The sequence below is a fragment of the Marinobacter halophilus genome (assembly GCF_003007685.1).
Taxonomy (GTDB): Bacteria; Pseudomonadota; Gammaproteobacteria; order Pseudomonadales; family Oleiphilaceae; genus Marinobacter; species Marinobacter halophilus.
Genome location: NZ_PXNN01000011.1, coordinates 639,436 through 665,880, shown reverse-complemented (window position 1 = coordinate 665,880; position 26,445 = coordinate 639,436). Strand labels below are relative to the sequence as shown.

The window sequence follows — 26,445 nt, the reverse complement described above, 5'->3', positions numbered from 1 at the left end:
TATGACTGCTGCCATCCGTCAATACCTGGTCATCACTGGCAATTACTGGGCCTTCACCCTGACGGATGGGGCCCTGCGGATGTTGGTGGTGCTGCATTTCAACCAGCTGGGCTATTCGCCGCTGGAAATTGCCCTGTTGTTCGTTTTTTACGAGTTCTTCGGGGTGGTGACCAATCTGGTGGGTGGCTATCTGGGTGCCCGCATGGGCCTGAACCGCACCATGAACATCGGACTGTTTTTGCAGATTGTGGCGCTGGCCATGCTGGCGGTGCCGTCGACCATGCTGACCGTGGTCTGGGTGATGGTCGCCCAGGCGCTGTCCGGCATTGCCAAAGACCTGAATAAGATGTCCGCCAAAAGTGGTATCAAGTTGTTGGTGCCGGATGAGCAGCAGGGCACCCTGTACAAGTGGGTGGCTATCCTGACCGGCTCCAAGAATACGCTCAAAGGTGTGGGCTTCTTTCTGGGCGGTGTGCTGTTGATGACCGCAGGCTTCGCTGGCGCGGTTACTATCATGGCCGTAGCGCTGGGCCTGGTGTGGCTGGCCAGCCTGTTCCTGCTCAAACAGGAGCTGGGCAAGAGCAAGGCCAAGCCTAAGTTCACCGACATTCTGTCCAAGAGCCGGGCCATCAACGTGTTGTCCGCAGCCCGGATGTTCCTGTTCGGCGCTCGGGATGTGTGGTTTGTGGTGGCACTGCCGGTGTATCTGCACACGGTGTTCGGCTGGGATCACTGGCAAGTTGGCGGCTTCATGGCCAGCTGGATCATTGGCTACGGTTTCATCCAGACCATTGCGCCCCGCATCACCGGCAACATGGAAGGCAAGCGACCGGTAGTGGTATGGGCTGCAATTCTGGCATTGATTCCGGCGGCGATTGCCGGCGGCCTGATGGCAGGCTGGTCGCCACAAGTGGTGGTTGTCGGCGGGTTGTTACTGTTTGGCGTGCTGTTCGCCATCAACTCCTCCTTACACAGCTACCTGATTGTTAGCTATGCCCGGGGCGATGGCGTGTCGCTGGATGTGGGCTTCTATTACATGTCCAACGCCGCCGGTCGGTTGTTGGGTACGATCCTGTCCGGTTGGGTGTATCAGGTGTACGGCCTGGAGGCCTGCTTGTGGATATCGGCAGGGCTGGTCGCCATCGCAGCGCTGTTGTCGATGATGTTGCCGGACAGAGCCCTGGCGTCCCCAGCTAACGGTTAAAATCGGTGCGCCGGGCGCCCTGACAAGAACAAAGTTAATCTTTGTCGCATTGTAGGTGTTGGGGACGCTGCTAATATTGAGAGGGCCAATCACTATCATCGTATCCGGAGGATTCGGTCATGCAAGAAGTCAGTCAGACAACGCTCCCCATTGTGGAAATGGCGAAAGGGAATGAAGAGTTTCGCCAGGTACTCTGGACGGGGAAAAACACTCAGTTGGTACTGATGGCGATCCCCGCCGGTGGCGAAATTGGAGGGGAAGTTCACGAAGGGCACGATCAGCTGCTCTATTTCGTTGAAGGCGAGGGCGAAGCCACCATCGGCGATACCAAGGCTGCCGTTCAGTCAGGTGACGTCAGTATCGTGCCGTCCGGGTCGTTTCATAACTTCCGCAATACCGGAACGGTAATGCTCAAACTGTACACCACCTACTGCCCACCGGAGCATGCGCCCGGCACTGAGCACGAAACCAAAAACGAGGCGGATGCAGACGAGTAATCCTGCCTTTTCTATTGCGTCCCGGACCGCACCCTGCGGTCCGGGGCGTTATTTCCAGTGCCATCATGCTGGCTGCAATAAGTCCTCTTACAGCGGCCTGGCAATCACCATGCCGGCCAAGGCGATTATAAATTGAGGATATCCACGGCTAGAGGTCATTAACGCTTGGGCAAACGCAGAATGATGATGGCCGCAATCGCCAGCAGCACGATTGCACCGGCTTCAAACAGGATGTTTTGCGGATCCATCTCTTTACCCTGCAGCACGATCAGTCGTGCTAAAGCCGTAATGGCGATGAAAATCGAATAGACAAATGGTGAGCCGCGCCCGGTGTAAGACACCACCACCATTGAAACCACCTCGGTGTAGAGAAACAGCAACAGAATATCGGCGAGGGCTATGACACCTCTTTCGTAGATGGCCAGGACCTCTATACCGGCAGCGCCGAATGTCATCAGCCCGGTCAGAATCAGCAGCAGCTTCTGGATGAGATTGAAACCGCCAACAACAAAAAGTTGTTCGGCATTGCTGACCTTCGGCATTTCCGGTTTGTTTGCATCCGGGTTGTCAGTTAGACGCGCATTGTTCGAATCTGAATCGCTCATGACTGAACCTTATTCTGTTTGCCGAAATTACCTCAATTTGATCACTTCATCATTAATAATAGGGGAGGTAAACAGAAACGCCATGGTGATACCCAACGGGATGCCGGTGCTGGTAAACCCAGAATCAGGATTCGAAAGGATGCAATAATTGTAGCCTGCTATAGTTTGGCGCAGAGTCTGTTTCTTCGATCGCTCTGAAGCAGGGCGAGTCTTGCCAACACAGAAAACGGAGTGGTTATGTCTGAATCAGCTGTGGTTGTGATCACCGGTGCCAATCGCGGAATTGGTCTTGAGCTTGCGCGGTATTACGCCGGAGCAGGGCGAGAAGTTATCGGCGTGTGCCGTCAATCGTCTGCTGAGCTGGCCGAAGCGGCGGCCCAGGTGATCGACGGCGTGGATGTCACTACCGATGATGGCATCAAAAAATTGAAAGCTGGCCTGGCCGGCAAAACCATCGGCTTGCTGATCAATAACGCCGGCCTGCTGCAAGACGAGCAATTGGGCAGCATCGATTTCGACTCGATCCGCACCCAGATGGAAATCAACGCCTACGCACCCCTGCACGTAACCGAGGCACTGATTGCTTTCATGGGGCAGGGCAGCAAGATCGCCAACATCACCAGTCGCATGGGCTCCATTGCCGACAACGATTCCGGTGGCCGCTACGGTTACCGTGCCTCCAAGGCCGCACTTAACGCGTTCGGCAAATCGCTGGCGATGGATCTGAAACCGAAAGGCATTGCCGTGGCCCAGTTGCATCCGGGTTATGTGAAAACTCGCATGGTGAATTTCGGTGGCCTGATCACCCCGGAAGAGTCCGCCAAGGGGTTGGCGGAACGGATTGCCGGTCTGAACCTGGAGAATACCGGTTCGTTCTGGCACAGCAACGGTGATGCGCTGCCCTGGTGAGCTGGTTGTGTTTCCCGGGCCTCGGCCTGGGTTAGTCACTCTCCAGGAAGATAACAACAATGATTGAGTTACTGCGGCGTTACCCTCTGCCCGTCATCGTGCTGGCCCAGCTGTTTGGCACCTCCCTGTGGTTCAGTATCAATGGGGTTTGGCTGTCATTCTCCCGGGAATCGGGTTTGACTGAAAGCGATCTGGGCCGGTTAACCCTGGCGGTTCAGGCTGGTTTTATCATCGGCACGCTGACCATTGCCGTCACCGGGCTGGCCGACCGGTTTGGCGCCAGCCGGATTTTTGCCGTGGCCAGTGTGCTGGGCGCTTTGGTGAACGGTGGATTTGTCTTCGCCGCCCATCTGCCACCTCTGGATTTCATGCTGCGATTTGCCACCGGCCTGTGCCTGGCGGGCATCTACCCCTTGGGTATGAAAATGGTGATTGCCTGGACCCCGAAACACGCCGGGTCGGCCCTGGCGTGGTTGGTGGGCATGCTGACTCTGGGCACGGCATTGCCTCACCTTATGCGTGGCGCGACCTTCGGTATGCCCTGGGAGTTGCCGTTACTGGCGGCATCTTTGTTGGCCCTGATCGGCGGGGCCATGGTGTTGCTGTTGGGTGACGGCCCGCATTTGCCTAAAAGCAGTGGTGCCATTCCCCTGAGTCAGGGCCTGGCGGCATTGCGTATACCCCGCTTTCGGGCGGTCGCCGGTGGTTACTTCGGGCATATGTGGGAGCTGTATGCCTTCTGGACGCTGACGCCGTTATTGGTTGGCCGGGAGTTGCAGCGTTTGGCTGCAGATGATCGGCTGATTCCCTGGCTGGCTTTCGCCGTGATCGGAATAGGTGCAGTGGGTTGTATCGGTGGCGGCAAACTGAGTCGTACCAAGGGCAGCGAATGGGTAGCCTGGAGGGCTCTGATGATTTCCGGGATTGTCTGCTTGCTGTACCCGTGGTTAAGCGGGCTGTCGCCGATGCTCCTGATTACCTTGCTGTTTGTCTGGGGCATTGCGGTGGTTGCGGATTCTCCGCAGTTCTCTGCGCTGGCCGCTGCGACCGCTCCCCGGGAGTCCGTGGGCTCATCGCTGGCGGTGATGAATGCCGTGGGGTTCGGCCTCACCTTGCCAGCCATCTGGCTGACCAGTGGCTTGTGGGGGCAGTTCGGGGTCTGGGTAGTGCTGTTGCTGGTTCCTGGGCCGGTGCTCGGGCTCTGGTCGCTGGCCCGGGCAAAGGCGTAGACCGGTACTGTCTGAGGCGCCAGCTGCCTGTTGTAGTTTTTCAAGCGCAGGGGATGGATGTAGCTGTCATGCACCCGATGCTGTGCCCGGGTCGTGATTATCCGGGAGGGAAAGCCTCTTGCTGCTCTGGTAAAATCTTGCGTTTTCTGGCGCCATTTCGTCGAGGTCGCTTTTGCAGGCAAACGCTCCCTCTATTTCGTTCAACGAAAATGAGAGTACACATGACTGAAACAACAGAGTTTGAACCTAACACCCTGTTTATCGAAGTATCCGGATCTGGCTTGCCTGAGGTTGACGGGCTCTATGTCCCGTCCGAAGCCCCGCCCACCACATCCGAATCGGGCGTTGTCTCCAGCTCCGGCTACTGGAACGGCAAAATGGCCTGGGATCGAGCCGATGGCAAATCCGAGAGAAGTCCTGCCATTTCCTACTCGAACAGCTACAAATCCTGGCGTATCTGCCGCCTGGACGGTCACCTCGCTTACGAGCTGACCTGTGAGGACGAATTGCCGCCTACAGATCGCGAGTGGAACGTTTACAAAATGGGCATCGCGCCGGCCCCCAAAGTTGAGATCTTTCACGTTGATCCCAGAAAACCCTGTCCCGAACCGAATGTGGTTTTTGTATTGGGTGGCCCGGGCGCGGGCAAAGGCACCATGTGCGAGCTGGCGGAAATCCAGCTGGGGTGGACGCATCTGTCGACCGGTGACTTGTTGCGCGCAGAGCAGGAAGCGGGTGGCCCGACAACAGACATCATCAAGGAGTACATCGCCGCCGGTAAACTGGTGCCCAACGAAATCGTCGTGCGCCTGCTGAAAGACGCCATGGAGAAGACCACCCGAACCACCGGCAAGCGCAACTTCCTGATCGATGGTTTTCCCCGCTCACTGTCCAACCTGGAGGCATGGTACGAAGTCTTTGGTCGCGAAGCGGAACTCCCCACCATGCTGTATTTCGAGTGCCCGTTTGAAGTCCTTGAACAACGCATTCTCGGCCGCGCGCGCTACTCCGGCCGGGCTGATGACAATGTCGAGGCCATGAAGCTGAGATTTGATACCTTCAAAGCCGAGACGCTGCCCACGGTTGAACTCTTCAAGGGCAAAGGCAAATGTGTTGAACTCGATACCAGCCAGGACCGCGAGGCGGTCTATGCGCTCGTTCGCGAGCAGCTTGCCAGGCACACCGATCAGCAACTGATGGACCAACCACTTACCGAGAAAGCCGAGGTACTGCTTGGCCTGAGGCCTTACCCGAAAGACGCGTGAGTAATTGCCCAGAGTGTCAGTGCTAATCTGCAGGCCAGAATCTCAACATCACGGGGAGGAACAATTGCTGATTTTTGGACTCGACTCGGAAAAGAGTAACCAGGGCCAGTACCTGGTTCATCGTCTCGGCTGTAGACAATACCCACACAGAGACAAGTTGATAAGACTTGGCCGATATGACCGCTGTGAGGCGGCGCTTGCAGAAGCAAAAACTCACCGAACCCCGGTTAATGGATGCTGGGCATGCATCCCGCTGTGTCATGAACGATCGGAGCGTTAGGCTGAGTTTTCTGTCAGGGTCTACCGTGCACAAGTAATGCAGTGGCGGCTGGTTGGATCGATTTCCAGACGTTTGGGATTGATCGGCTCGCCACACTCCATGCAATCACCGTAGTCGTCGTTGTCGATTCGTGTGAGGGCGGCTTCGATCATCTTTAATTGACGCTCTGCTCGCACCTTGCCCGCTTTGGCCAGTGCCTGGCCTTGCAGGGCATCCATGCGTGACAGCCGGCCCACGCTTTGCTGGTCCAGATGTACGGTGCCGCTGGATTGGTCGCGCTCGGCACTGGTCGACTGCAGATCCTCCCGCCACTTCAGCAGCAGGTTACGAAATTTCTCGAGTTCTTCGGCCGTCATCTTCCTTCCTCTTTTGCTCTGGAACCGTCATGCCCTTTGTTTGGGTGCCGTGGCTACCAGGGCCAGAATCGCACTGAGCAGTATCAGTACCGCAAACAGTACACCGATGCCGGTAGTCGCGATGCCGAAATCCAGCAACACACCCACGAGAATTGGCGAAAGCGCGGTGGAAAACACCATGCTCGCCTGAGCGACCGAGCGGATAGCACCGATGTGCCCGACACCGTACCGCTCCGGCCAGATAGCGCCAGCGGCGGCGCCGATGAATCCCAGGCTGATGCCGCACAGGGCCAGATACAGATTGGGTGTCCAGGCAAAATCACTCAGGCCCAGCACCAGCATGCTACAGAAGATCGGGGCCAGTCCATAGCTTAACGCCCGCTGGGCACCAATCCGGTCCACCAGCGGGCCGCCAAAGAACAGACTGACAATATGGCCTGCCGCAAAACCGGTGAAGGCCAGGCCGATCTGTTCCGTTGACCATCCCCGTACCTCGGCGAACGCAGACTGGTGAAAGAGCACGGCGGTCACGGTAAACGGCACAATCAAGGCCGCTGGCAGGATCAAATAGAACCCGGGATCCCTCAACACCTGGCTGCGATTGTAGTCGGGGCGAACGGCTTGGGCATGCGGGTGATCGGAACGGTTGCCGGACAGGACCACCGGGTGTGTCGCATGGCGCGAAAGATAAAGCAGCAGCGGCAACAGCACGACCAGCAGAAGACCGGTGGCGATAAACCAGGGCATGCGCCAGCCACTGGCGGCCAGGATCAGTCCGGCGGACAGGGGCAGGATGGCCTCAGCGATCGGAAAACCACCCGAGGTCAGTGCCATGATCCGGCCCCGGTTTGTGGAAAAATAGCGCCCGGCCGTGGTCAGGCCGATATGCCCCATTAGCCCCTGGCCACCCAGGCGGGCCAGCAGAAAGCCGGGTATCAGCAGCAACCAGTGCGGGGTCAGGGCAATGGTCAGGCAGCCGGTGGCCAGAATAACCACCGCCAGTGTGGTCACCCGGTTGAGCGACCACCTGTCGGCCAGGGGGCCGAGTTTCAGCAGCAGGATCGCCGAGGCCAGCGTTGCCAGGCTGTAGATCAGGCCATAGGTACTGTTCTGCAAGGCAAAGGTGTCACGAATGCCACCGCCGAACACGGAAAAGAAAAACGTCTGCCCGAAGCCCGAGGATGCAGTGGCCAGCACCGCAAACAGGGCCAGGCGAGGGTTTTCTCTCATAAACGCTGGAAACATCACGGCTTGGTTGGTGTCCTGGGCTGATTGATTTTTGATCCGGTTTCCGGGGTTTGGTAGCATTCCGGGCTTCTCGAGCAGGCGGGGCTAGTAGTTCAGCCAGCGTTGCCTGCAGTTCATTCGCAGAACACTACCATGGCGGATTCCAGATTGCAGAGTCCGAATCACGGCCCCCGAATCCTGTTGTTGTCCGGTTACGATGCCGCCAGTCACCAACGCTGGCGGGAGCAGCTCACGGGCATGTTCCATGACTACCACTGGCACACGCTGGCGCTGCCACCCCGGTTTTTCCGCTGGCGCATTCGTGGCAATGCGCTGACCTGGCTCAACGAGCCCTGCCTGCAGGAACCGTGGGATCTGATCCTTGCCACTTCCATGGTAGACCTGGCGTCGTTGAAAGGCTTCCACCCGCAGCTGGCCTGCGTGCCCAGCGTGCTGTACATGCACGAAAACCAGTTTGCCTTCCCGGTGTCCAGCAAACAGAACTCCAGCGCCGAGCCCCAGATGGTCAATCTGTACAGCGCCATTGCGGCGGACTGCGTGGTGTTCAACAGCGCCTGGAACCGGGACAGTTTTCTTCGCGGTGCCCGGGCGTTTCTCGACAAGATGCCGGATGGCGTGCCGGACGGTCTGATTGCCGGCCTGAATGAGAAATCCCGGGTGATCCCGGTACCCATTGAAGACCGATTGTTTGCCGATCAACCGGGGCCGGTAAACTGGGCCTGCCCGCACCTGCTGTGGAATCACCGCTGGGAATACGACAAAGGCCCTGAACGCCTGCTGAATTTCCTGCAGGTGCTGAAAAAACGATCGTTACCGTTCCGCCTGAGCGTGGTGGGTGAGGGCTTCCGGAGCCATCCCAAGGCGTTTGACCAGATTCATCAACAGTTCGGGGATAGGTTGGAGCAGTGGGGCTTTCTGGAAAGCCGGGAGGATTACGACCAACTGCTGCGCCGGGCGGATGTGGTGGTCTCCACCGCGCTCCACGATTTTCAAGGGCTCTCGATGCTCGAGGCCATGGCCTCCGGCTGTGTACCTTTGGCGCCAGACCGACTCGCTTACCGTGAATATGTGCCGGAAGGGTGTCGTTACCCGAGCCATGAACAGGACGCCGACTTGGAAGCAGAAGCGGCGGCTGATGTTCTGGAGGCGCTGATGCAGCAAAAGCCCGCTTTTTGTCCACCCGATCCCTGGCGGGCATCGCGGCTGGCCGGGCCGTACCAGTCGCTGTTTGACGAATTGATCCAGACTGAGCGGAGCAAACGAAGCCAATGACCAACCATAACCCAGCCCCCTCTGATACAAAGCTTGAGGAAACTCGCCGACTGGAATCTGTAAAACAGCGCCTGGAACGGGCGATGCAGGAAGCCGATGAGCGCCTCCAGGGGTATCAGGAAGACATCCAGTCCCAGAAGGAATACCTTTGGAATAACCGGGATGAAATGGACCACATCGAAAAAATTGCGGCCCGGGACTCTATTCAGCAGGCGGTCACCACCGGTGATTTCGTGTTCAATCAGCGCAAACGGCTGGTCAAGCTCAAGCAGTCGCCATATTTCGGGCGGTTCGATTTTTGTTACCAAAGCACAGGGCTCAGCGTGCCCATCTACATTGGTGTGCACCATTTCTATGACGAGTTCGACAAGGAAAACGTCGTCTTCGATTGGCGCGCGCCCATTGCCTCGTTGTTTTACGACTTCGAAACCGGCCCGGCCAGCTATCAGGCCCCGGACGGGAAGGTGAGTGGCGACATCCAGCTCAAACGCCAGTTCCGCATCCGTAACGGCCAGATCGAGCTGATGATCGACAGCGCCGTGAACGTGGTAGACGACGTGCTGCAAGACGAGCTGGGCCGGGCCACCGACGATGGCATGAAGAACATCGTAGCCACCATTCAGCGCGACCAGAACGCCATCATCCGCGATGAATACGCCAAAACCCTGATCATCCAGGGCGTGGCGGGCTCCGGTAAAACCTCCATTGCCTTGCACCGCATTGCGTTCCTGCTGTACCGATTCAAAGACACGCTGACCTCCGAAGACATCCTGATCATCTCTCCGAACCGGGTGTTTGCCGATTACATCTCCAACGTGTTGCCGGAGCTGGGGGAGGAAACCGTCAACGAAATCGGCATGGAGACCCTGGCCAAAGAGCTGCTGGACGACCAGTACCGGTTCCAAACATTCTTCGAACAGACGGCCGACCTGCTGGAAACCAATGACGAAGCCATGAAGCAGCGCCTTCGCTACAAGGCCAGCCCGAGCTGTTCAAACCGGCCAAGGGCGGCAAGCTGGAATATGCCGATGTGTTCCCGCTGATTTACCTGAAAATGCGCCTGGAAGGCATTCGCTCACCCTACCGCAACGTCAAGCATCTGCTGATCGATGAAATGCAGGATTACACCCCGGTCCAGTACGCCGTGATTGCCCGCCTATTCTCCTGCAAGAAAACCATTCTGGGCGATGCCTTCCAGTCGGTGAACCCATACAGCGCCTCGGGAGTAGACGATATCCGGGCGGCATTCCGCGATGCCACCTGCGTGACATTGAATAAAACCTATCGGTCCAGCTACGAGATTGCCCGCTTCTCCCAGCGCATTTCACCGAACCCGGACCTGGAGATTATCGAACGCCATGGCGAGGAGCCGGAAGTTCTTACTTACAAGACGCGGAAGGGCGAAATTGAAGCCATTAAAAACCGTATCGAGGCCTTCGAGAGCTCCCGGTTCAATACCTTTGCCATCATCTGCAAAACCCAGAAACAGGCCAAACGGCTGCATAAGGCGCTGGAGGGTAGCCATGCCCGGTTACAACTGCTCAGTGAGGAAAGCCAGAACTTTGCACCGGGGGTCATCGTGTGCACCTCACACCTGGCCAAGGGCCTGGAGTTTGACCATGTGGTGTTGTCGGAAGTCACCGCCGACAATTACCACACCGATATGGATCGGAACCTGCTCTACGTGGGCTGTACCCGGGCCATGCACCGCCTGACTTTGACCGCAACCGGCGAGGTTACGGATTTCGTCGGATCGATGTAACGCGGTCACCGCGTGCTTACAGTGATTTCTTTACAGGCCTAAGAAAATTTACCTAGATAGCTTACTTTTCAACCTTGGCTCTGATAGACTTCGCGCCCTCTTTTGAGCGATACCTGATCTACATCAAAAACACTGAAGCGATACTGTGACGATTCTTCCGCCCTAGCGTTCAAGCTTTACCCCCTCCCTCGTTTATCTGTTGAGCAAGGTCTCAAACCTGTATTTATTGTGCCGTGATTGGGTGCATGGGTTGGTTTGTCTCAACGTTTCGCTAACGAAACTGCGGTTGATCTGGCAATGCCCAAAACGGTTCTCTCTGGCTTTACACATAATTTTCTTGGTAACGCACCAGCTTGGTACAAGCAGACGATCGTTCTGTTTTTGGTGATCAATCCTCTGGTGTTATGGGTGTTTGGGCCGGTCGCCACCGGCTGGTTGCTGGTGGCGGAATTCATCTTCACTCTGGCCATGGCCCTGAAATGCTACCCGCTGCTGCCGGGCGGCCTGTTGGCGACTGAGGCCTTGCTGATCGGGCTGGCGACGCCCGATGCGGTGTATCACGAAGTGCTGGTGAACCTCCCTGTCATCCTGCTGCTGATGTTTATGGTGGCGGGTATCTATTTCATGAAGCAGCTGTTGCTGGTGGCGTTTACCCAGATTCTGGTGGGGGTGCGTTCCAAATCGGCGCTGTCGCTGCTGTTCTGTGCCGCGGCAGCGTTGCTGTCAGCCTTCCTGGATGCTTTGACGGTCACCGCGGTGATCATCAGTGTCGCCGTGGGCTTCTATTCGGTGTACCACAAAGTGGCCTCCGGGCGCGGTTATCAGCATAAGGATCACAACGCCCAGAGCGACGAGCACGTTATTGAGTTGCACCGTGAAGACCTGGTGCAGTTCCAGGCCTTCCTGCGCAGCTTGTTGATGCACGGCGCCATCGGTACTGCACTGGGGGGTGTCGCCACCATGGTGGGCGAGCCTCAGAACCTGTTGATTGCCAAGGTAGTAGGTTGGGACTTTGCTGAGTTCTTCGTGCGCATGGCGCCGATCAGCATGCCGGTGCTGCTGGCCGGCTTGGTGACCTGCTGGTTTCTGGAAAAACTGCGCTGGTTTGGATATGGCGCCCGCTTGCCCAGGCCGGTGCGCCAGGTGCTGGAGGAATTTGCCGACAACGAACGTAAAAAACGCACCAAGTCGGATCAGGCAGCCCTATGGGTCCAGGCCGCGGCAGCGGTGGTACTGGTGATCGGTCTGGCCTTTCATATTGCTGAAGTGGGGCTGATTGGCCTGCTGGTGATAATCCTCATTACGTCCTTTAATGGGGTGACGGACGAGCATCAGATAGGTAAAGCCTTCCAGGAATCCCTGCCGTTTACCTCCTTGCTGGTGGTGTTCTTTGCCGTGGTCGCAGTTATTCACGAGCAGCACCTGTTCAAGCCCGTGATCGATTTCGTGCTGGCACAGCCGGGAGACCAGCAGGCGGCCATGTTTTTCGTGGCCAACGGCGTGCTGTCCATGATCAGTGACAACGTGTTTGTGGCAACGGTTTACATCAGTGAAATCAAACAAGCGCTGGATGCCGGCGCCATCAGTCAGGAGCATTTCCAGAATCTGGCGGTGGCGATCAATACCGGCACCAACCTGCCGAGTGTGGCCACGCCCAATGGCCAGGCCGCATTCCTGTTCTTGCTGACCTCGGCCATCGCACCCTTGGTGCGGCTGTCCTACGGACGCATGGTTGTCATGGCATTTCCTTACACTCTGGTGCTCGGCGGTGTGGGCCTGTTGTCTGTGATCAACTTTTTGTGATCACTGAATAAAAAGAAAAGGTGCGGCCTGAACTGCGGGTTGTGCCCTTAACGTTTTTTTTCAACCTTTAACCGGATTAACTGATTATGCTCAGCAGTATACGAACGAACTGGTTTTCCAATATTCGCGGCGATCTGCTCGCCGGTATTGTGGTGGCTCTGGCGCTGATTCCCGAGGCCATTGCCTTCTCCATCATCGCCGGTGTCGACCCGAAAGTGGGGCTTTACGCCTCCTTCTGTATTTCTGTGGTGATTGCCTTTGTCGGCAGCCGAGCAGGCATGATTTCCGCCGCCACCGGCGCCATGGCGCTGCTGATGGTGACATTGGTCAAAGAACATGGTCTGGAATACCTGCTGGCAGCCACGCTGCTGACCGGTCTGTTGCAGATTCTTGCTGGCTACCTCAAGCTGGGCGCACTGATGCGGTTTGTGTCACGCTCGGTAGTGACCGGATTTGTTAACGCGCTGGCGATCCTGATTTTTATGGCCCAGTTGCCAGAGTTGACCAACGTCACCTGGCACGTCTATGCCATGACCGCTGGCGGTCTCGGCATCATTTACCTGTTCCCGCTGATTCCGCTGATTGGCCGTATTTTGCCTTCTCCGCTGATCTGTATTGTGGTGCTGACCGGATTGGCCATGTACCTGAATATCGACGGTGTCCGCACCGTGGGTGATATGGGTGACCTGCCGGATACTCTGCCCATCTTCCTGTGGCCGGATGTACCCCTGAATTTTGAAACTCTGATGATTATCCTGCCTTACGCGATTGCCCTGACCGTAGTAGGTTTGCTGGAGTCGATGATGACCGCAACCATCGTTGATGATCTGACCGACACCACCAGCGACCGTAACCGTGAGTGCAAAGGCCAGGGCATTGCCAACATCAGCTCAGGCCTGCTCGGTGGTATGGCTGGCTGCGCGATGATTGGCCAGTCCATCATCAACATCAAATCCGGCGGACGTACTCGCATGTCCAGTCTGGCAGCCGGCGTGTTCCTGCTGTTGATGGTTCTGGTGTTGGACAAATGGCTGGTACAGATTCCGATGGCCGCTCTGGTCGCGGTGATGATCATGGTCGCGATTGGTACCTTCAGCTGGGGCTCGATCAAGAACCTCAAGGAGCATCCGCTATCCACGAACATTGTTATGGTGGTAACCGTGGTGGTCGTTGTGGCAACTCACAACCTGGCTTTTGGCGTTCTGGCGGGCGTGCTGCTGGCAGCTCTGTTCTTCGCCAACAAGGTGGGCCAATACATGCTCATTACCCCGAAGTACGATGAGGAAACCGAAACCCGCACCTACACTGTGGTTGGTCAGGTGTTCTTCACCTCATCCGAGAAGTTCATTGAGTCGTTTGATTTCAAAGAAGCGGTCGAGAACGTGGTGATCGACGTAAGCCGTGCCCATTTCTGGGACATCACCGCAGTGGCTGCGCTTGATAAGGCGGTGGTGAAGTTCCGTCGGGAAGGCGCAGAAGTTGAAGTGCTCGGGCTCAACGAAGCCAGCGCCACGATCGTCGATCGCTTTGGTGTACACGACAAGCCAGACGCCGTAGAACGTCTGATGGCCCACTAACGGAGTTTGAACCATGACACTTGAAAACAGCAAAACCGGTGATCAGAAGCCTCTCCACGTGGTGGCCTGCATCGATGCCTCCAAGTCATCGTTGGGCGTCTGTGACTATGCCGCCTGGGCGAGCCAGCGGATGGGCGATCCCCTGACTCTGCTGCACGCGCTTGATGAAGAAAAGTACCCGGCCAAAACCGACATGACCGGCAATATTGGTCTGGGCAGCCGGGAGCAGCTGCAGGAAGAGCTGGCGAGCCTGGATCGCGAGCGCAGCAAACTGGCCTTGAAACATGGCCATCTGCTGCTGGATGAAGCGGAAAAGCGGGTGCTGGCCTCCTCCGGCGGCATTGAGAGCGTGACCAAGCGTCAGCGCCATAATGATCTGGCCAATTCCCTGATCGAGCTTGAGCCTGAGTCCCGATTGTTTGTGCTTGGGCTCCAGGGTGAAAGCAGCACCGCAGTGGGCCGCCATATTGGTAGCCAGCTGGAAACGGTCATCCGCAGCGTACACCGTCCTGTGTTCCTGGTGCCGGATGAGTTTTCCGAGCCGCGCAGCGCCATGCTGGCCTTTGATGGCAGCGCCACCGCGTTCCGCAGCATTGAGCTGCTGGCGGGTACGCCGGTGTTCAAGGGCATGCCCCTGCACCTGGTAATGGTGGATTCAGACACCGAAGAGCACCGGGCGCAGCTCAAACGCGCAGAGGAAGCGTTGGCTGGCCAGAATACGGACGTGCACCTGGCCATTCGTGAGGGTGATGTGGAAGAGACTCTGCACGCCTATCAGGAAGAGCACGACATCGATGTACTGATCATGGGTGCCTACGGCCATTCCCGCATTCGCCGGTTCCTGGTGGGCAGCACCACCACCAGAATGCTGGAAACCGCCAAGAAACCTCTGGTTATCCTGCGCTGACAAGCAATCCGGCAAGGCCATAGCCTGGGGCTGAAACACGTCAGCTCAGCGCCATGGCCTTGCCAGCCTCCCTCTCTCTGCCAAGCCTGCTTGCGACTGCCCGAAGCCCCGCCTAGACTCAAGTCAGTCTGACCGTACTGACAAGGAGTGGTGGTAATGGCGTTCAAAACCCTGGATGGCAATGAAGCTGTGGCCTCGGTGGCCTATCGATTGAGTGAAACCATTGCCATTTACCCGATTACCCCGGCCTCGGTGATGGGCGAGCACGCGGATGACTGGGCTGCCCTGGGCAAGCCCAATCTCTGGGGCCAGGTGCCCGGGGTGGTGGAAATGCAGTCCGAAGCCGGGGCGGCGGGCGCCATGCACGGGGCGCTGCAGGCGGGCTCACTGGTGACCACGTTTACCGCCTCCCAGGGCCTGCTGTTGATGTTGCCCAACCTGTACAAGATTGCCGGTGAGCTGACGCCGTTTTGCATGCACGTGGCCGCGCGCAGCCTGGCCACCCATGCCTTGTCGATTTTCTGTGATCACTCCGATGTGATGAGCGCCCGGGGCACCGGTTTTGCGCTGCTGGCCTCGGGCTCGGTGCAGGAAGCCCAGGATCTGGCCGCCATTGGCCACGCTGTGACTCTGGAAAGCCGTATACCGGTGATGCACTTCTTTGACGGCTTCCGCACCTCCCATGAAATTGACAAGATTGTGTCGTTGAGCGATGAAGATTTGCAGGCACTGGTATCTCACGAAGGGGTGGAGGCACACCGCAACCGCCGTATGACCCCTGATCACCCAGTGGTGCGGGGTACCTCCCAGAATCCGGATGCTTTTTTCCAGTCCCGGGAAGCGACCAACCCGTTCTATCAGGCTTTTCCGGAGCACCTGGAAGCGGTGATGGGTCGGTTTGCTGACATCACCGGTCGCGAGTATCAGCTGTTTGATTACGTAGGCCATCCGGAAGCAGAGCGGGTGGTGATCCTGATGGGCTCCGGTGCCGAGTGCGCCCATGAAACGGTCGAATGGTTGATGGCGCAGGGCGAGAAAGTGGGCGTGCTCAAGGTGCGCCTGTTCCGGCCCTTCGCCACCGACCGTTTTTTGCAGGCGCTGCCCGATACCGTGCAACACCTGGCGGTGCTGGACCGGACCAAGGAGCCGGGTGCCCAGGGCGAACCGCTGCTGCTGGAAATCAGCGGGGCACTGATGGAGACCTACAGCCGGGGTGACAAGCAGGTGTTGCCCCGGGTGATCGGTGGGCGTTATGGCTTGTCCTCTCGGGAATTCACCCCGGCCATGGTGTGCGCGGTGTTTGCCCAGTTGAATGAGCCAGCACCGAAAACCCGCTTTACCGTCGGGGTTCGCGACGACGTAACGAACCTTTCGCTGGACGTGGACAGCACCCTGGACATCGAGTCGCCGAAAACCCGTCGGGCGCTGTTCTTTGGCCTCGGCGCTGACGGCACGGTCAGCAGCAACAAGGCCAGCATCAAGATCCTCGGTGAAGGCACAGAGCTGTTTGCCCAGGGCCATTTTGTCTACGATTCCAAGAAATCCGGCGCCACCACGGTCTCGCACCTGCGCTTCGGGCCGCTGCCGATTCGGTCCAGTTATGAGATCCGCCAGGCCCAGTTTGTGGCGGTGCATGCGCCGCAGTTTCTGGAACGGTTTGACGTATTGGAGCACGCGGCCCCGGGTGCCACGGTGCTTCTCAATGTGCCCTGGGCACCGGAGGAGGTCTGGGATCGGCTATCTGTGGAAGTTCAGCAGGTACTGGTTGAACGCAAGGCCCATCTGTTCGTGATTGATGCCGCCGAGGTGGCGGAAAAAGCCGGTCTGGAACGACGCATCAACACCGTCATGCAGGTGTGCTTCTTCGCCCTGGCTGACATCCTGCCCCGTGACGAGGCCATCGGCCATATCAAGGAATCCATTCGCCAGACCTGGTGCCGGCGCGGGCCGGAAGTGGTGCGCCGCAATATTGAAGCGGTGGATTCTGCCCTGGAGAACCTGCATGAAGTGACGGTGCCGGGTGAGGTGACGGCAACCCGCCGTCGCCCGCCAACCGTGCCGGACGATGCACCGGACTTCGTGCAGAAAGTCACCCGCCTGCTGATGGAGGGCCAGGGCGACAAGCTACCGGTCAGCGCCTTTCCCATCGACGGTACCTGGCCGACCGGTACCAGCCAGTACGAGAAGCGCAGTATTGCCCTGGAAATCCCGATTTGGGAATCGGACCTGTGTGTTCAATGCAACTTCTGCGCAATGATTTGCCCCCACACGGCTATTGTCAGCAAGGTGTTCGAGCCAGAATCCGCCAAGGGTGCGCCCGAGACGTTTGAAGCGGTGGCCGAAAGCTTTACTCCCGAACTGGAAGGGCTGGATTACCGGATACAGGTGGCTCCGGAAGACTGCACCGGTTGCGGTTTGTGTGTGGAAGTGTGCCCCGCCAAGGATCGCTCCCAGCCCAAGCGCAAGGCGATCAACATGAGGCCGCTGGAAGACCATCGGGTGGCCGAGGCAGCCAACCTGGCGTTCTTGCGCAGTGTTCCGGATGTGCCCCGGGACCGCATTCCCCGGGACTTCAAATCGTTGCCGCTGCTGATTCCTCTGTTCGAGTATTCCGGTGCCTGCGCCGGTTGTGGTGAAACACCCTACATTCGTCTGCTCACCCAGTTGCTGGGTGACCGGCTGCTGATTGCTAACGCCACCGGCTGTTCCTCCATTTACGGCGGCAACCTGCCCACCACACCCTACACGGTGAACGCCGATGGCCGCGGGCCAACCTGGAACAACTCGCTGTTCGAGGATGCGGCAGAGTTGGGGCTGGGCATGCGCATGGGTCTGAACAAGCTGGTGAGCCGGGCCCGGCAGCTGCTGGAGGACATGAAGGAGAAGCTTCCGGCTCAGCTGTACCGGGACCTGACCGGCCCCTGCGCCACCCTCGACGAGACCGCCATGGCGGCGCGGCGTGAGGCGGTCAGTCGTTTGCGTGAGTGGCTGGCGGATCAGCAAGGTCCGGCGATGCAGGAATTGAACAGCCTGGCCGATGAGCTGTGCCCGAAAAGTGTCTGGGTCATTGGGGGCGACGGCTGGGCCTACGACATCGGTTACGGCGGCCTGGACCATGCCCTGGCTTCCGGCCAGAACATCAGGCTGCTGGTGCTGGACACCGAAGTCTATTCCAACACCGGCGGCCAGCAATCCAAGGCCACGCCCATGGGCGCTGTCGCCAAGTTCGCCGCCGCCGGCAAGGAAACCCGCAAGAAGGATCTCGGCCTGCTGGCCATGAGCTATGGCCATGTCTACGTGGCCCAGATTGCCATGCAGTCCCACAGCAATCAGGCCAGCAAGGCCCTGCAGGAAGCTGAAAACTTTGACGGCCCGGCGCTGATCATCGCCCACAGCCCCTGCATTGCCCATGGCTATGACCTGGTGCACTCGCCAGCGCAACAGAAGCGGGCGGTAGACAGCTGGGCCTGGCCGATCTATCGCTTCGATCCTCGCCGCACGCACGAGGGCCTGCCGCCCCTGCAGCTGGATTCGGTGCGCCAGAAAGTGCCCATGAAAACCTACATGCAGGAAGAAGCCCGCTTCCGCATGCTGGAACTGAGAGACCCGCAGCGCTATGAACAGCTGGCGGCCGCCGCCAGCGATGCCGCAAAGGAGCAGCGCGAGCTATACATGCAACTGGCGGGCATCCATTTTGAGCCCCATGAACAGCCAGAACAAAAGGACAAGGGAGCCGACCATCATGACTGACCTGACCACCCGCTGGCTCGGGCTTGACCTGCACTCACCGCTGGTGGTGGGCGCCAGCCCGCTCACCGACGACCTGGACGCGCTCAAAGCCTGCGTGGACGCCGGCGCCGGTGCGGTCGTGATGCATTCGCTGTTCGAGGAACAGCTGATCGCAGAGCAGATGGCGGCCCATCGATTTATCGATTCCCGCATCAACACGGACGCCGAGGCCCGCTCGTTCTTTCCCGAATCCGAAGTGTTTGCCATGGGCTCCAGCAGTTACCTCAAGCGCCTGGAGCAGCTTCAAAGTTCGCTGGATGTACCGGTGATCGCCTCACTTAACGGTATTTCCCCCGGCGGCTGGACCCAGCACGCCCGGGAACTGGAAGACGCCGGTGCGTCAGCTATTGAGCTCAATCTTTACGATCTGGCCACGGACCCGTCCGACACGGCCACCACCCTGGAGCAACGCCAGCTTGAGGTGGTGGGCTCGGTGGTTGAGCAGGTCAGCATCCCGGTCAGCATTAAACTGTCACCCTTCTATTCGGCGTTGCCCGCGTTTGTGGCCGGCGTGGAAGCGGCGGGCGCCCGGGGGCTGGTGCTGTTCAACCGCTTTTATCAGCCGACGATGGATCTGGACGAATTGGAGTTGAGCCGGGAGGTAGTGTTGTCCACCAGCGCCGAGCTGCCCGTTCGCTTGCATGCCATGGCCATGTTGTTCAATCGCACGACCTTGGAAATGGCAGCGTCTGGGGGAGTGCACACCGGCGACGACGCTGCCAAGGCCATTCTGTCTGGCGCCACGGCGGTGCAGGTGGTGTCAGCGCTGCTGGCTGAGGGGCCTTCGGCACTGGCCAGAATTACCGATGAAATGAATCAGCGTCTGACGACGATGGGTTACACCTCCCTGATCGAAGCACGAGGCGCGCTGTCACTGGACAATGCTCCCAACGCACAGACTTGGGAACGCTTGAATTACGCCCGCCTGTTGCAAGGCTGGCAGTCTTCCGGGAGGACATCATGAGTGAAGCCGAGGCTTAAGTTCGCCTGTTTTCTAAATTTCACCGGGCGGTTACGACATTAAGTTCCGCTTCAAAACCATCCTGCCGCCCTGTTGCCGGTGAGCGCAGATGCAATGTCATTCCCGCACCTGTGGCGATTGCGTCTGCGATGGCCAGGCCCAGGCCAGACCCGCTGGCACCGGTTTTTACGCGGGCAAAGCGGTTCCGCAGCAGGGCAAGTTGATCCGGAGGCACGACGTCACTGCCGTTGCGCACCCTTAACAAGCCATCGTCCGCCATGCTGACTTCCACCGGCCGCGTTTGGGAGCCATGCTTGAGGGCATTTTCAATCAGATTCCGCATCAGGATGGCGAAGGCATCGGGATCCAGAAAGGAGTTCACTACACTCTCGGGCAGGCTCAGGATAATTCGCCCCGGTGCCTGGCGTTGAAAATCATCCACGATCATTGCCAGTATTGGCACCAGATCTTGCTGATTCTGTGATAGTGCCCCGCCGCCTTCGGCTTTCGCCAGTTCAAGCAGCTTTCCGGACAGTACCGACAGACTCTGCAGTGCTTCCTCAATCTCGGTAACAGTGGTCTTTAACTGATCACCTTGAATCCGGGCTTGCAGCCGCTGCACTTTAGCGAGCGCCGTGGCCAGCGGTGTCCTCAATTCATGGGCGCTGTTGGCGGTAAAACTCCGCTCTGCTTCGAGAGCGCGGTGCAAGCGTTCCAACAACAGGTTGACGGCCTTGGCGATCGGCTCAAACTCTTTTGGTAACCGATCCTCTGCTACGGGGGTGAGATCTCCTGCGCCCCGGGATTCTATCGATTGCTGGAATTCGACCACCTTGCGCAGGGAAAGCCGGACAATCCACCAGACACCCAGCAGGCTGATCGGAATCAGGAAAACCAGAGGCATTAACAATGCCAGACCCGCCTCCAGTGCCGCTTCGCGCCGGTGAGCCAATGGTTCGGCTACCTCAATAAACATGGTGTCACTGACCGCAGATGCTCCGTATATCCTGTGGGTCGAAGTGTTAGAGAACCCTTCCCGGGGCAGGGTGCCAAACACCCGGGGGTCGGCATCGTGGGACTGGAGCAGGAGGTTGCCTTGTTGGTCCCGGACCAGGTACGTGAGGTATTCGTCATGGTCTTTCATGGCCGGGGCGATTTGATTCCCGGGGCCATTTTCCCGGTTCAGGATGTCGGTCACGGCCAGCGGCAGAATGCGCTGCGCAGTTTCTTCCAGGGCACTGTCAAAGACCTCGTTCATTTCGTGCTGCGCCACGAGTCCGGACGCGGTAACGCCTAGCAGCCAGAGCAGAGTGACGCCGAGGGTGAGGCCGATGCTCAGGCTTTTCTGTAAGCTGGATCTATTGCTCATGTGTTTCCAGGCGGTAGCCCATGCCCCTGACCGTGATGATGGCGTCGCGCCCCAGTTTCTTGCGCAAACGGCTGATATAGACCTCAATGGTGTTACTTTCGATTTCTGCCCCGAAGGCGTAAAGGCGATCCTCCAACTGCGACCGCGACAACAGAATTCCAGGGCGCTGAATAAAGCCTTCGAACAGTGCCCACTCCCGGGCAGTGAGCTCCAATGGCTGGCCGTTGCGACGGATGCGGTGATCACCAAGATCCACTTCCAGATCACCCACCCGGATCAGCGGGCTTGGATTGCCCCGGTAACGACGGGCGACCGCGGCCACGCGGGCTGACAGTTCGGAAAGATCAAAGGGCTTGACCAGATAGTCGTCGGCGCCGGCATTGAGCCCTTCAATCCGGTCCGACACCTGATCCCTGGCGGTAAGGATGATCACGGGGGTGGTGTTTCCGGTGGTTCTCAGTTTTCTCAAAAAACCAAAGCCATCGCCGTCCGGCAGCATCAGGTCGAGCAGCATCAGGTCGTAGGCCGTGGTCTGCACACTGGCCTGTGCAAAGGCCAGGGTTTGCACCCAGTCTACGGCGTGGCCATCATCGGTGATCTGATCCCGCACTGCCTCGCCCAGCCCGGCCGTATCCTCAACCAACAGTACCCGCATGGCTCACCTCGATTGCTCCTTGAGAGAACGATACTACAGCCGAGACCTGACAGCAGCCTGAATGGCTCTGAACCTTGATATGCCACGCTACTGACCTTCAGCTGCCTGTCAGGTTCAGGCGCTAGCCTTATCCCAACTATTCCAGGTGTCGGTTGGAGAAGAGGTCATGATCCGGATAATTTTACCTTTTATGTTTGTGGTTTCAGGCCTCTGGGCCTGGAATCTCGCTGCAGGCCCGGGGGCCGCTTCGCCCTGGTCGGTTTATGATCAGAGCTTGTTGCTCAGCGGGTGGTTGGCCATCGCGTTGATGTCGCTGGCCATGATGCTGGCGCTGCGTCCAGCCTGGCTGGAGCGGCCGTTGGGCGGGCTGGACCAGATCTACCACACCCATAAATGGGCCGGCATTCTGGCCGTAGTCTTTGCCGCTGCCCACTGGTTGATCGAGATGGGTGATGACGTTATAGAGTCGATTTTCGGTGAAGCTGGTGGGCACGAGCAGCATTATTCAGGATTTATCGACACCATGCGCGACGCCGCCGAAGAGGTTGGCGAGTTCGCCATTTATTTACTGTTTGCCATGTTGCTGATTACCCTGTGGCGCAAATTCCCCTATAAATACTGGCGCTATCTGCACCGGGCCATGCCCGCGCTTTACCTGTTGCTTGCTTTTCATGCGGCTTGGCTCACTCCGCTGCAATGGTGGCAGCAACCGGTTGGTGTGCTGATGGCAATCTTGCTCACCGGAGGTAGCCTCGCCAGCGTGCTTTCCCTGACGGGCAGAGTTGGCCGTCGTCGCCAGGTCCAGGGCTCGATCACGGCCATTAATACCCCGGCCCGGGATATCACCGAGGTTACCTGCCATTTGGGTTCAGCATGGCGGGGACACCGCGCGGGACAGTTTGCACTCGTCACCTTTAACACAACTGAAGGTGCTCACCCGTTCACCATTGCCAGTGCTGACCAGGAAGATGGCTCAGTCACTTTTCTCATTAAATCACTCGGGGACTTTACCCGTAATCTCAGCCATAAAATCAGGGTGGGGCAAACCGTGAAGGTTGAGGGCCCCTACGGCCGTTTTGATTTCAATCGAAGAAACCGCAAGTCCCACCAGATCTGGATTGCCGGTGGCATTGGCGTGACGCCCTTCCTGGCCTGGCTTGAAGCCATCGACAGCAACACGGCTCCGTCACCGGAGGCAGACCTGCACTACTGCACCCGAAATGCTGATCAGGACCCCATGGTGCAACGGCTCCGGACGCTTTGCCGGGACTTTCACGGCATTAATCTGCAGATTCATGACAGTGCCAGGGGTGAGTCGCTTTCGGCCGAAAAACTGGCTGCCGATGGGCGTTTATCCACTAAGGCGGAGGTATGGTTTTGTGGCCCGGCAGGCCTGGGACAGGCAATCAAGAAAGGGTTACGGGCCGGGCCATTGCGCCTGTCGCGCTTCCATAAAGAAGTGTTTCAATTTCGCTGAACTTCGCTGTACGGGAATTGCCGCGTTCAGGCCAGTGTCAGGAAATTCTCATAGAGTGTTCAGTGTGGATTCAACAGGAGACATCCCATGAAAACCAGGCCCTTTATTTTATGCCTCGCTCTATTGTTTCTGAGTTCGCCGCTGTTGGCGGACGATGACTGTGACGATCCGGTGGCTAAATGGCAGCCCCGGGAAAACCTGCGCCAGAAACTGGAAGCGGAAGGTTGGACGGTGTACCGCATTAAGGTGGACGACGGCTGTTATGACGTAAAAGGCCGTCTTTCCGGACAGTACAGAGCAAAGGCGTCTTTTGCCCCGGCTTCTCTCACGTTGATGAAGCTTAAGCTCGAGCGTGAGGAAACGAATGATGAGAATGATGCTGACAACAGTTACGGCTCTCAAACGTGGGGTGTTACGCCTGACACCAGCGAATCTTCGGCTCCTCGCAATGGGATTGTCAAAGGTCGCCCCAGTGTGAAAGTCGAATAAACTATTGATTAAAAATGATTTTATAGCAGTATTTTCATTTTGCCGGAGAGGTTTCATGAACAAGATTCTGGTTGCTCTGGGCCTGGCGACAACACTCGCTCTTCCCGTTTTTGCACAAGCCCGTGAAGTTACCTTCACAACTGAATTACTCAACTATGGCGGCGACGGCGCCTACCTGGCGCTTTACCTTACCGATACTGCCGGGAAATATCAGGGGACGCTCTGGGTGGCGGGGGAAAAATCCAAGTACTACAAGCATCTGAGTGGCTGGGCGCGAATCGGTGGGCTGAATCCGGCTGAGTACGATGGCCTGACCGGAGCCAGTATCACCAGCGGGCGCACCCTGAAAATCACCCTGGACCTGGATGATGCCCTGATCGACAGTGGCCACGAGATCCGTATCGACACTGCCGTTGAAGATATGCGGGATAATCGGGCGGATGTTGCCGTGCCCCTGACCAGCGAAGGCTCCGGTAAAGCGGTCACCGGGCGTGGTTACGTTCGCTCATTCCGTTACGATTTTTGACGGACGGGCAGGAGCGAAAGTAATGTTGCGCAAATTACACGGTTTACCGGGCCTGTTCGCGGCGTTGTTCCTGATGACGCTTGCGATCACCGGGGCGGTTCTGGCCCTGGCGCCCGCCATGGACAGGGCGGCTGCGGTTATCCCGGCTGCTGGCGAGATGAGCGTGGCGGAGCTGGCAGGGCGGGTTGTGGCCCACTACCCGGAAACCGAACAGATTGTCCGTGGCCCTTCCGGTGCTGTGATCGTCTATTACAACCGTGACGGCCAGCCCGGGGCGGATCTGGTCAACGCCCTGACCGGCGAGGGTATTGCGCCCTATGAGCCATCGGCTTTTTTTACCTGGATCAAGGATCTTCATCGCTCGTTTCTGCTGGATAACAGCGGGCGGGCACTGGCCGGGGTGATGGCCGCCGTCATGGTGCTGCTGTGTTTCTCCGGAATTCTGTTGCTGGTCCGTCGCACCGGTGGCTGGAAAGCATTGTTGCGGCCGTTCGCCGGTTCCGGTAGCAAGCGGATTCACGCCGAACTGGCCCGGTTTGCCGTTCTCGGGTTGCTGCTGTCGGCATTGACCGGCAGCTATCTGTCGGCGCAACGGTTTGGTTTGTTGCCCGAGCCGGTTGAAACCGGGCCAACGTTCCCGGCCGAGGTCTCTGGCGGGCAACCGGCGGCAGTATCTTCACTAAATGCCTTGATGGCTGTTGATCTCAATGAATTGCGGGAACTGGTGTTTCCCTATCCTGATGACCCGCAGGATGTCTATTCCCTGACCACCAGTGGAGGGTCCGGATTTGCGGATCAGGCGACCGGTGAGCTGCTGAAGTTCCAGCCTCGCTCTGAAGCGAGCCTGGTTCAGCAGTGGATCGTCAGTTTGCACACCGGCGAGGGCCTGTGGTGGCTGGGCCTGATTCTCGGCATCGCGGCGCTGACGGTGCCGGTACTCTCGGTGACGGGGATAACAAGTTGGTGGCAGCGCCGCCGGTCATCCGGGCAGTTTCTGGACAATGCCAATGCCGCTCAGGCGGATACCATTATCCTGGTCGGCTCCGAAGCTAACGCGACCTGGGGCTTTGCCCGGGAACTCCACACCAGCCTGAACAAGGCCGGTTTTCGGGTGCATTGCGCCGAGATGAACGCGTTGGCTGAGTATTATCCCCAGGCCGCCATGCTTTTTGTGCTGACTTCGACCTATGGCGACGGCGACGCGCCGGCGTCCGCTCGGCAGTTTATGGCCAGGCTCAGTGATTTCAGGGGTGAAAAGACTCTGCAATACGCTGTGCTGGGTTTTGGTGACCGGCAGTTCCCGAACTTCTGTCAGTTTGCGCTGAATGTGGATGCGGCACTCGCCAGCAAAGGGCTGAGCCGACTGCATCCCGTCGAGCTGATTGATCGGTGTTCCGCTTCGCAATTCAGCGAGTGGGGAGACAAGATCAGTGGGATTGTCGGGACGCCGCTTGCGCTGACCTACGACCCGCTGCCGCCGCCCACGGTAAAGCTGGCGCTATTAGAGCGGGCGGATTACGGGCTGGCGGTGCAGGCCCCTACCAGTATCCTGCGCTTCAAGGCGGCACAGCCGGGCCGCGGTTGGTGGCAAAAGTGGCTGCCCCGGGCCCCTGAAACGCTACCACCATTCGAAGCGGGCGATCTGCTGGGCGTTATGCCGCCGCAGGGCCAGGCGCCGCGTTTCTACTCGCTGGCATCTTCTGTCACTGACGGGGTTCTGGAGATATGCGTGCGCAAACAGCCGGGCGGTCTTTGCTCCGGGTATTTGCACGAGCTCAGACCCGGGGATCGTATTGATGGCTTTATCCGCCCCAATCCCGGCTTCCGGCCAGCTACTGGTAACACGCCGGTTATTCTGATCGGAGCCGGCGCAGGAATTGGTCCGCTGACCGGTTTTATCCGGAAAAACACCGAACGTCATCCTATGTTCCTGTATTGGGGTGGGCGCAATTCGCACTCGGATTTTCTTTATCAGCCTGAGCTGGGGCGCTACCTTGACGACCATCGGCTGACCGGGCTGAATACCGCGTTCTCCCGGTCTGACGAGCGCGCTTACGTTCAGGATAAGCTCAGGCAGGATCAGGTTGCTGTACGCCAGATGATTGAAAAGGGAGCTCAGATTCTGGTCTGCGGTGGCCGGGATATGGCCGCGGGGGTAAAGCAGGTCATTGACGACATTCTCAGGCCAATGGCAACTGATGTTGACACACTGAGAAGCCAGGGGCGGTATCTGGAGGATGTTTACTGAGTCTGGGCTTATCGGCG

The 26,445-nt window shown here is 58.3% G+C and carries 22 protein-coding genes; 17 read left to right on the top strand and 5 right to left on the bottom strand.

Annotated features, from left to right (window positions below):
- The first annotated feature begins 1 nt into the window (after position 1).
- Together arsJ and C7H08_RS09440 are read left to right on the top strand one after the other, a co-directional pair.
- Positions 2–1,204 carry an organoarsenical effux MFS transporter ArsJ gene (arsJ, locus tag C7H08_RS09445; RefSeq protein WP_106671466.1) on the top strand — a complete coding sequence of 401 codons (1,203 nt, stop codon included), beginning with the start codon at positions 2–4 and terminating at the stop codon, positions 1,202–1,204.
- Positions 1,205–1,323: 119 nt separating this feature from the next.
- The gene (locus C7H08_RS09440) at positions 1,324–1,701 is read left to right on the top strand and encodes a cupin domain-containing protein (protein WP_106671465.1); all 378 of its coding nucleotides are present in this window, start codon (positions 1,324–1,326) and stop codon (positions 1,699–1,701) included.
- A gap of 158 nt (positions 1,702–1,859) precedes the next feature.
- On the opposite strand, the gene C7H08_RS09435 is transcribed toward C7H08_RS09440, so the two are convergent.
- The gene (locus C7H08_RS09435) at positions 1,860–2,306 is read right to left on the bottom strand and encodes a phosphate-starvation-inducible protein PsiE (protein ID WP_106671464.1); all 447 of its coding nucleotides are present in this window, start codon (positions 2,304–2,306) and stop codon (positions 1,860–1,862) included.
- A 237-nt stretch (positions 2,307–2,543) separates the two neighbouring features.
- Between C7H08_RS09435 and C7H08_RS09430 the strand changes: the two genes are divergently transcribed.
- From C7H08_RS09430 to C7H08_RS09420, 3 genes are all read left to right on the top strand, one after another.
- A complete protein-coding gene (locus C7H08_RS09430) occupies positions 2,544–3,215 on the top strand; it encodes an SDR family oxidoreductase (RefSeq protein WP_106671463.1) in 672 nt (223 codons plus the stop codon).
- 59 nt (positions 3,216–3,274) lie between these two features.
- Entirely contained in the window at positions 3,275–4,444 is a 1,170-nt protein-coding gene (locus C7H08_RS09425) for an MFS transporter (RefSeq protein WP_106671462.1), read from the top strand.
- A 221-nt stretch (positions 4,445–4,665) separates the two neighbouring features.
- Entirely contained in the window at positions 4,666–5,709 is a 1,044-nt protein-coding gene (locus tag C7H08_RS09420; protein ID WP_106671461.1) for a nucleoside monophosphate kinase, read from the top strand.
- A 300-nt stretch (positions 5,710–6,009) separates the two neighbouring features.
- On the opposite strand, the gene C7H08_RS09415 is transcribed toward C7H08_RS09420, so the two are convergent.
- Both C7H08_RS09415 and C7H08_RS09410 read right to left on the bottom strand, forming a co-directional pair.
- Positions 6,010–6,345, bottom strand: a complete 336-nt coding sequence (locus tag C7H08_RS09415; protein ID WP_106671460.1) for a TraR/DksA family transcriptional regulator — start codon at positions 6,343–6,345, stop codon at positions 6,010–6,012.
- Positions 6,346–6,372: 27 nt separating this feature from the next.
- Complete coding sequence (locus C7H08_RS09410) at positions 6,373–7,590, bottom strand: MFS transporter (protein ID WP_106671571.1); 1,218 nt, start codon at positions 7,588–7,590, stop codon at positions 6,373–6,375.
- A gap of 135 nt (positions 7,591–7,725) precedes the next feature.
- Between C7H08_RS09410 and C7H08_RS09405 the strand changes: the two genes are divergently transcribed.
- From C7H08_RS09405 to C7H08_RS09375, 8 genes are all read left to right on the top strand, one after another.
- The gene (locus C7H08_RS09405; protein WP_106671459.1) at positions 7,726–8,865 is read left to right on the top strand and encodes a tRNA-queuosine alpha-mannosyltransferase domain-containing protein; all 1,140 of its coding nucleotides are present in this window, start codon (positions 7,726–7,728) and stop codon (positions 8,863–8,865) included.
- A complete protein-coding gene (locus tag C7H08_RS18235; RefSeq protein ID WP_207768299.1) occupies positions 8,862–9,908 on the top strand; it encodes a HelD family protein in 1,047 nt (348 codons plus the stop codon). Before C7H08_RS09405 ends, C7H08_RS18235 begins: the two co-directional genes overlap by 4 nt.
- The gene (locus C7H08_RS18230) at positions 9,896–10,627 is read left to right on the top strand and encodes a 3'-5' exonuclease (protein WP_207768298.1); all 732 of its coding nucleotides are present in this window, start codon (positions 9,896–9,898) and stop codon (positions 10,625–10,627) included. The genes C7H08_RS18235 and C7H08_RS18230 overlap by 13 nt, the downstream gene beginning before the upstream one ends.
- 297 nt (positions 10,628–10,924) lie before the next feature.
- Positions 10,925–12,430, top strand: a complete 1,506-nt coding sequence (gene nhaB, locus C7H08_RS09395) for a sodium/proton antiporter NhaB (RefSeq protein WP_106671570.1) — start codon at positions 10,925–10,927, stop codon at positions 12,428–12,430.
- 86 nt (positions 12,431–12,516) lie between these two features.
- Positions 12,517–14,007 carry a SulP family inorganic anion transporter gene (locus tag C7H08_RS09390; protein WP_106671458.1) on the top strand — a complete coding sequence of 497 codons (1,491 nt, stop codon included), beginning with the start codon at positions 12,517–12,519 and terminating at the stop codon, positions 14,005–14,007.
- A gap of 13 nt (positions 14,008–14,020) precedes the next feature.
- On the top strand, positions 14,021–14,914 hold the full coding sequence (locus C7H08_RS09385; protein WP_106671457.1) for a universal stress protein: 894 nt from the start codon (positions 14,021–14,023) through the stop codon (positions 14,912–14,914).
- A gap of 156 nt (positions 14,915–15,070) precedes the next feature.
- A complete protein-coding gene (gene nifJ, locus C7H08_RS09380; protein ID WP_106671456.1) occupies positions 15,071–18,664 on the top strand; it encodes a pyruvate:ferredoxin (flavodoxin) oxidoreductase in 3,594 nt (1,197 codons plus the stop codon).
- Positions 18,657–19,667, top strand: coding sequence for a dihydroorotate dehydrogenase-like protein (locus C7H08_RS09375; protein ID WP_106671455.1), 1,011 nt, complete (start codon positions 18,657–18,659; stop codon positions 19,665–19,667). Before nifJ ends, C7H08_RS09375 begins: the two co-directional genes overlap by 8 nt.
- A 37-nt stretch (positions 19,668–19,704) precedes the next feature.
- Here C7H08_RS09375 and C7H08_RS09370 read toward each other — a convergent pair whose 3' ends face one another.
- Positions 19,705–21,033, bottom strand: a complete 1,329-nt coding sequence (locus C7H08_RS09370; protein ID WP_106671454.1) for an ATP-binding protein — start codon at positions 21,031–21,033, stop codon at positions 19,705–19,707.
- A complete protein-coding gene (locus C7H08_RS09365) occupies positions 21,023–21,688 on the bottom strand; it encodes a response regulator (RefSeq protein WP_106671453.1) in 666 nt (221 codons plus the stop codon). Before C7H08_RS09365 ends, C7H08_RS09370 begins: the two co-directional genes overlap by 11 nt.
- Positions 21,689–21,854: 166 nt before the next feature.
- Here C7H08_RS09365 and C7H08_RS09360 point away from each other — a divergent pair, with 166 nt between their 5' ends.
- The 4 genes from C7H08_RS09360 to C7H08_RS09345 all read left to right on the top strand — a co-directional run bounded on the left by C7H08_RS09360 (position 21,855) and on the right by C7H08_RS09345 (position 26,428).
- Complete coding sequence (locus C7H08_RS09360; RefSeq protein WP_106671452.1) at positions 21,855–23,165, top strand: ferredoxin reductase family protein; 1,311 nt, start codon at positions 21,855–21,857, stop codon at positions 23,163–23,165.
- Positions 23,166–23,252: 87 nt separating this feature from the next.
- Entirely contained in the window at positions 23,253–23,654 is a 402-nt protein-coding gene (locus C7H08_RS09355; protein ID WP_106671451.1) for a PepSY domain-containing protein, read from the top strand.
- Between the two features lie 55 nt (positions 23,655–23,709).
- Entirely contained in the window at positions 23,710–24,180 is a 471-nt protein-coding gene (locus tag C7H08_RS09350) for a DUF2271 domain-containing protein (RefSeq protein WP_106671450.1), read from the top strand.
- A 22-nt stretch (positions 24,181–24,202) separates the two neighbouring features.
- On the top strand, positions 24,203–26,428 hold the full coding sequence (locus C7H08_RS09345; protein WP_106671449.1) for a PepSY domain-containing protein: 2,226 nt from the start codon (positions 24,203–24,205) through the stop codon (positions 26,426–26,428).
- The last annotated feature ends 17 nt before the right edge of the window (positions 26,429–26,445 follow it).

Coding starts and splice junctions, on each gene's coding strand:
- C7H08_RS09385 (WP_106671457.1), top strand. CDS start 14,021: ATGACACTTGAAAACAGCAAAACCGGTGATCAGAAGCCTCTCCACGTG.
- C7H08_RS09375 (WP_106671455.1), top strand. CDS start 18,657: ATGACTGACCTGACCACCCGCTGGCTCGGGCTTGACCTGCACTCACCG.
- C7H08_RS09410 (WP_106671571.1), bottom strand. CDS start 7,590: ATGTTTCCAGCGTTTATGAGAGAAAACCCTCGCCTGGCCCTGTTTGCG.
- C7H08_RS09430 (WP_106671463.1), top strand. CDS start 2,544: ATGTCTGAATCAGCTGTGGTTGTGATCACCGGTGCCAATCGCGGAATT.
- C7H08_RS09360 (WP_106671452.1), top strand. CDS start 21,855: ATGATCCGGATAATTTTACCTTTTATGTTTGTGGTTTCAGGCCTCTGG.
- C7H08_RS09420 (WP_106671461.1), top strand. CDS start 4,666: ATGACTGAAACAACAGAGTTTGAACCTAACACCCTGTTTATCGAAGTA.
- C7H08_RS09355 (WP_106671451.1), top strand. CDS start 23,253: ATGAAAACCAGGCCCTTTATTTTATGCCTCGCTCTATTGTTTCTGAGT.
- C7H08_RS09350 (WP_106671450.1), top strand. CDS start 23,710: ATGAACAAGATTCTGGTTGCTCTGGGCCTGGCGACAACACTCGCTCTT.
- C7H08_RS09405 (WP_106671459.1), top strand. CDS start 7,726: ATGGCGGATTCCAGATTGCAGAGTCCGAATCACGGCCCCCGAATCCTG.
- C7H08_RS09415 (WP_106671460.1), bottom strand. CDS start 6,345: ATGACGGCCGAAGAACTCGAGAAATTTCGTAACCTGCTGCTGAAGTGG.
- C7H08_RS09425 (WP_106671462.1), top strand. CDS start 3,275: ATGATTGAGTTACTGCGGCGTTACCCTCTGCCCGTCATCGTGCTGGCC.
- C7H08_RS18235 (WP_207768299.1), top strand. CDS start 8,862: ATGACCAACCATAACCCAGCCCCCTCTGATACAAAGCTTGAGGAAACT.
- arsJ (WP_106671466.1), top strand. CDS start 2: ATGACTGCTGCCATCCGTCAATACCTGGTCATCACTGGCAATTACTGG.
- nifJ (WP_106671456.1), top strand. CDS start 15,071: ATGGCGTTCAAAACCCTGGATGGCAATGAAGCTGTGGCCTCGGTGGCC.
- C7H08_RS09440 (WP_106671465.1), top strand. CDS start 1,324: ATGCAAGAAGTCAGTCAGACAACGCTCCCCATTGTGGAAATGGCGAAA.
- C7H08_RS09435 (WP_106671464.1), bottom strand. CDS start 2,306: ATGAGCGATTCAGATTCGAACAATGCGCGTCTAACTGACAACCCGGAT.
- C7H08_RS09370 (WP_106671454.1), bottom strand. CDS start 21,033: ATGAGCAATAGATCCAGCTTACAGAAAAGCCTGAGCATCGGCCTCACC.
- C7H08_RS09365 (WP_106671453.1), bottom strand. CDS start 21,688: ATGCGGGTACTGTTGGTTGAGGATACGGCCGGGCTGGGCGAGGCAGTG.
- nhaB (WP_106671570.1), top strand. CDS start 10,925: ATGCCCAAAACGGTTCTCTCTGGCTTTACACATAATTTTCTTGGTAAC.
- C7H08_RS09345 (WP_106671449.1), top strand. CDS start 24,203: ATGTTGCGCAAATTACACGGTTTACCGGGCCTGTTCGCGGCGTTGTTC.
- C7H08_RS09390 (WP_106671458.1), top strand. CDS start 12,517: ATGCTCAGCAGTATACGAACGAACTGGTTTTCCAATATTCGCGGCGAT.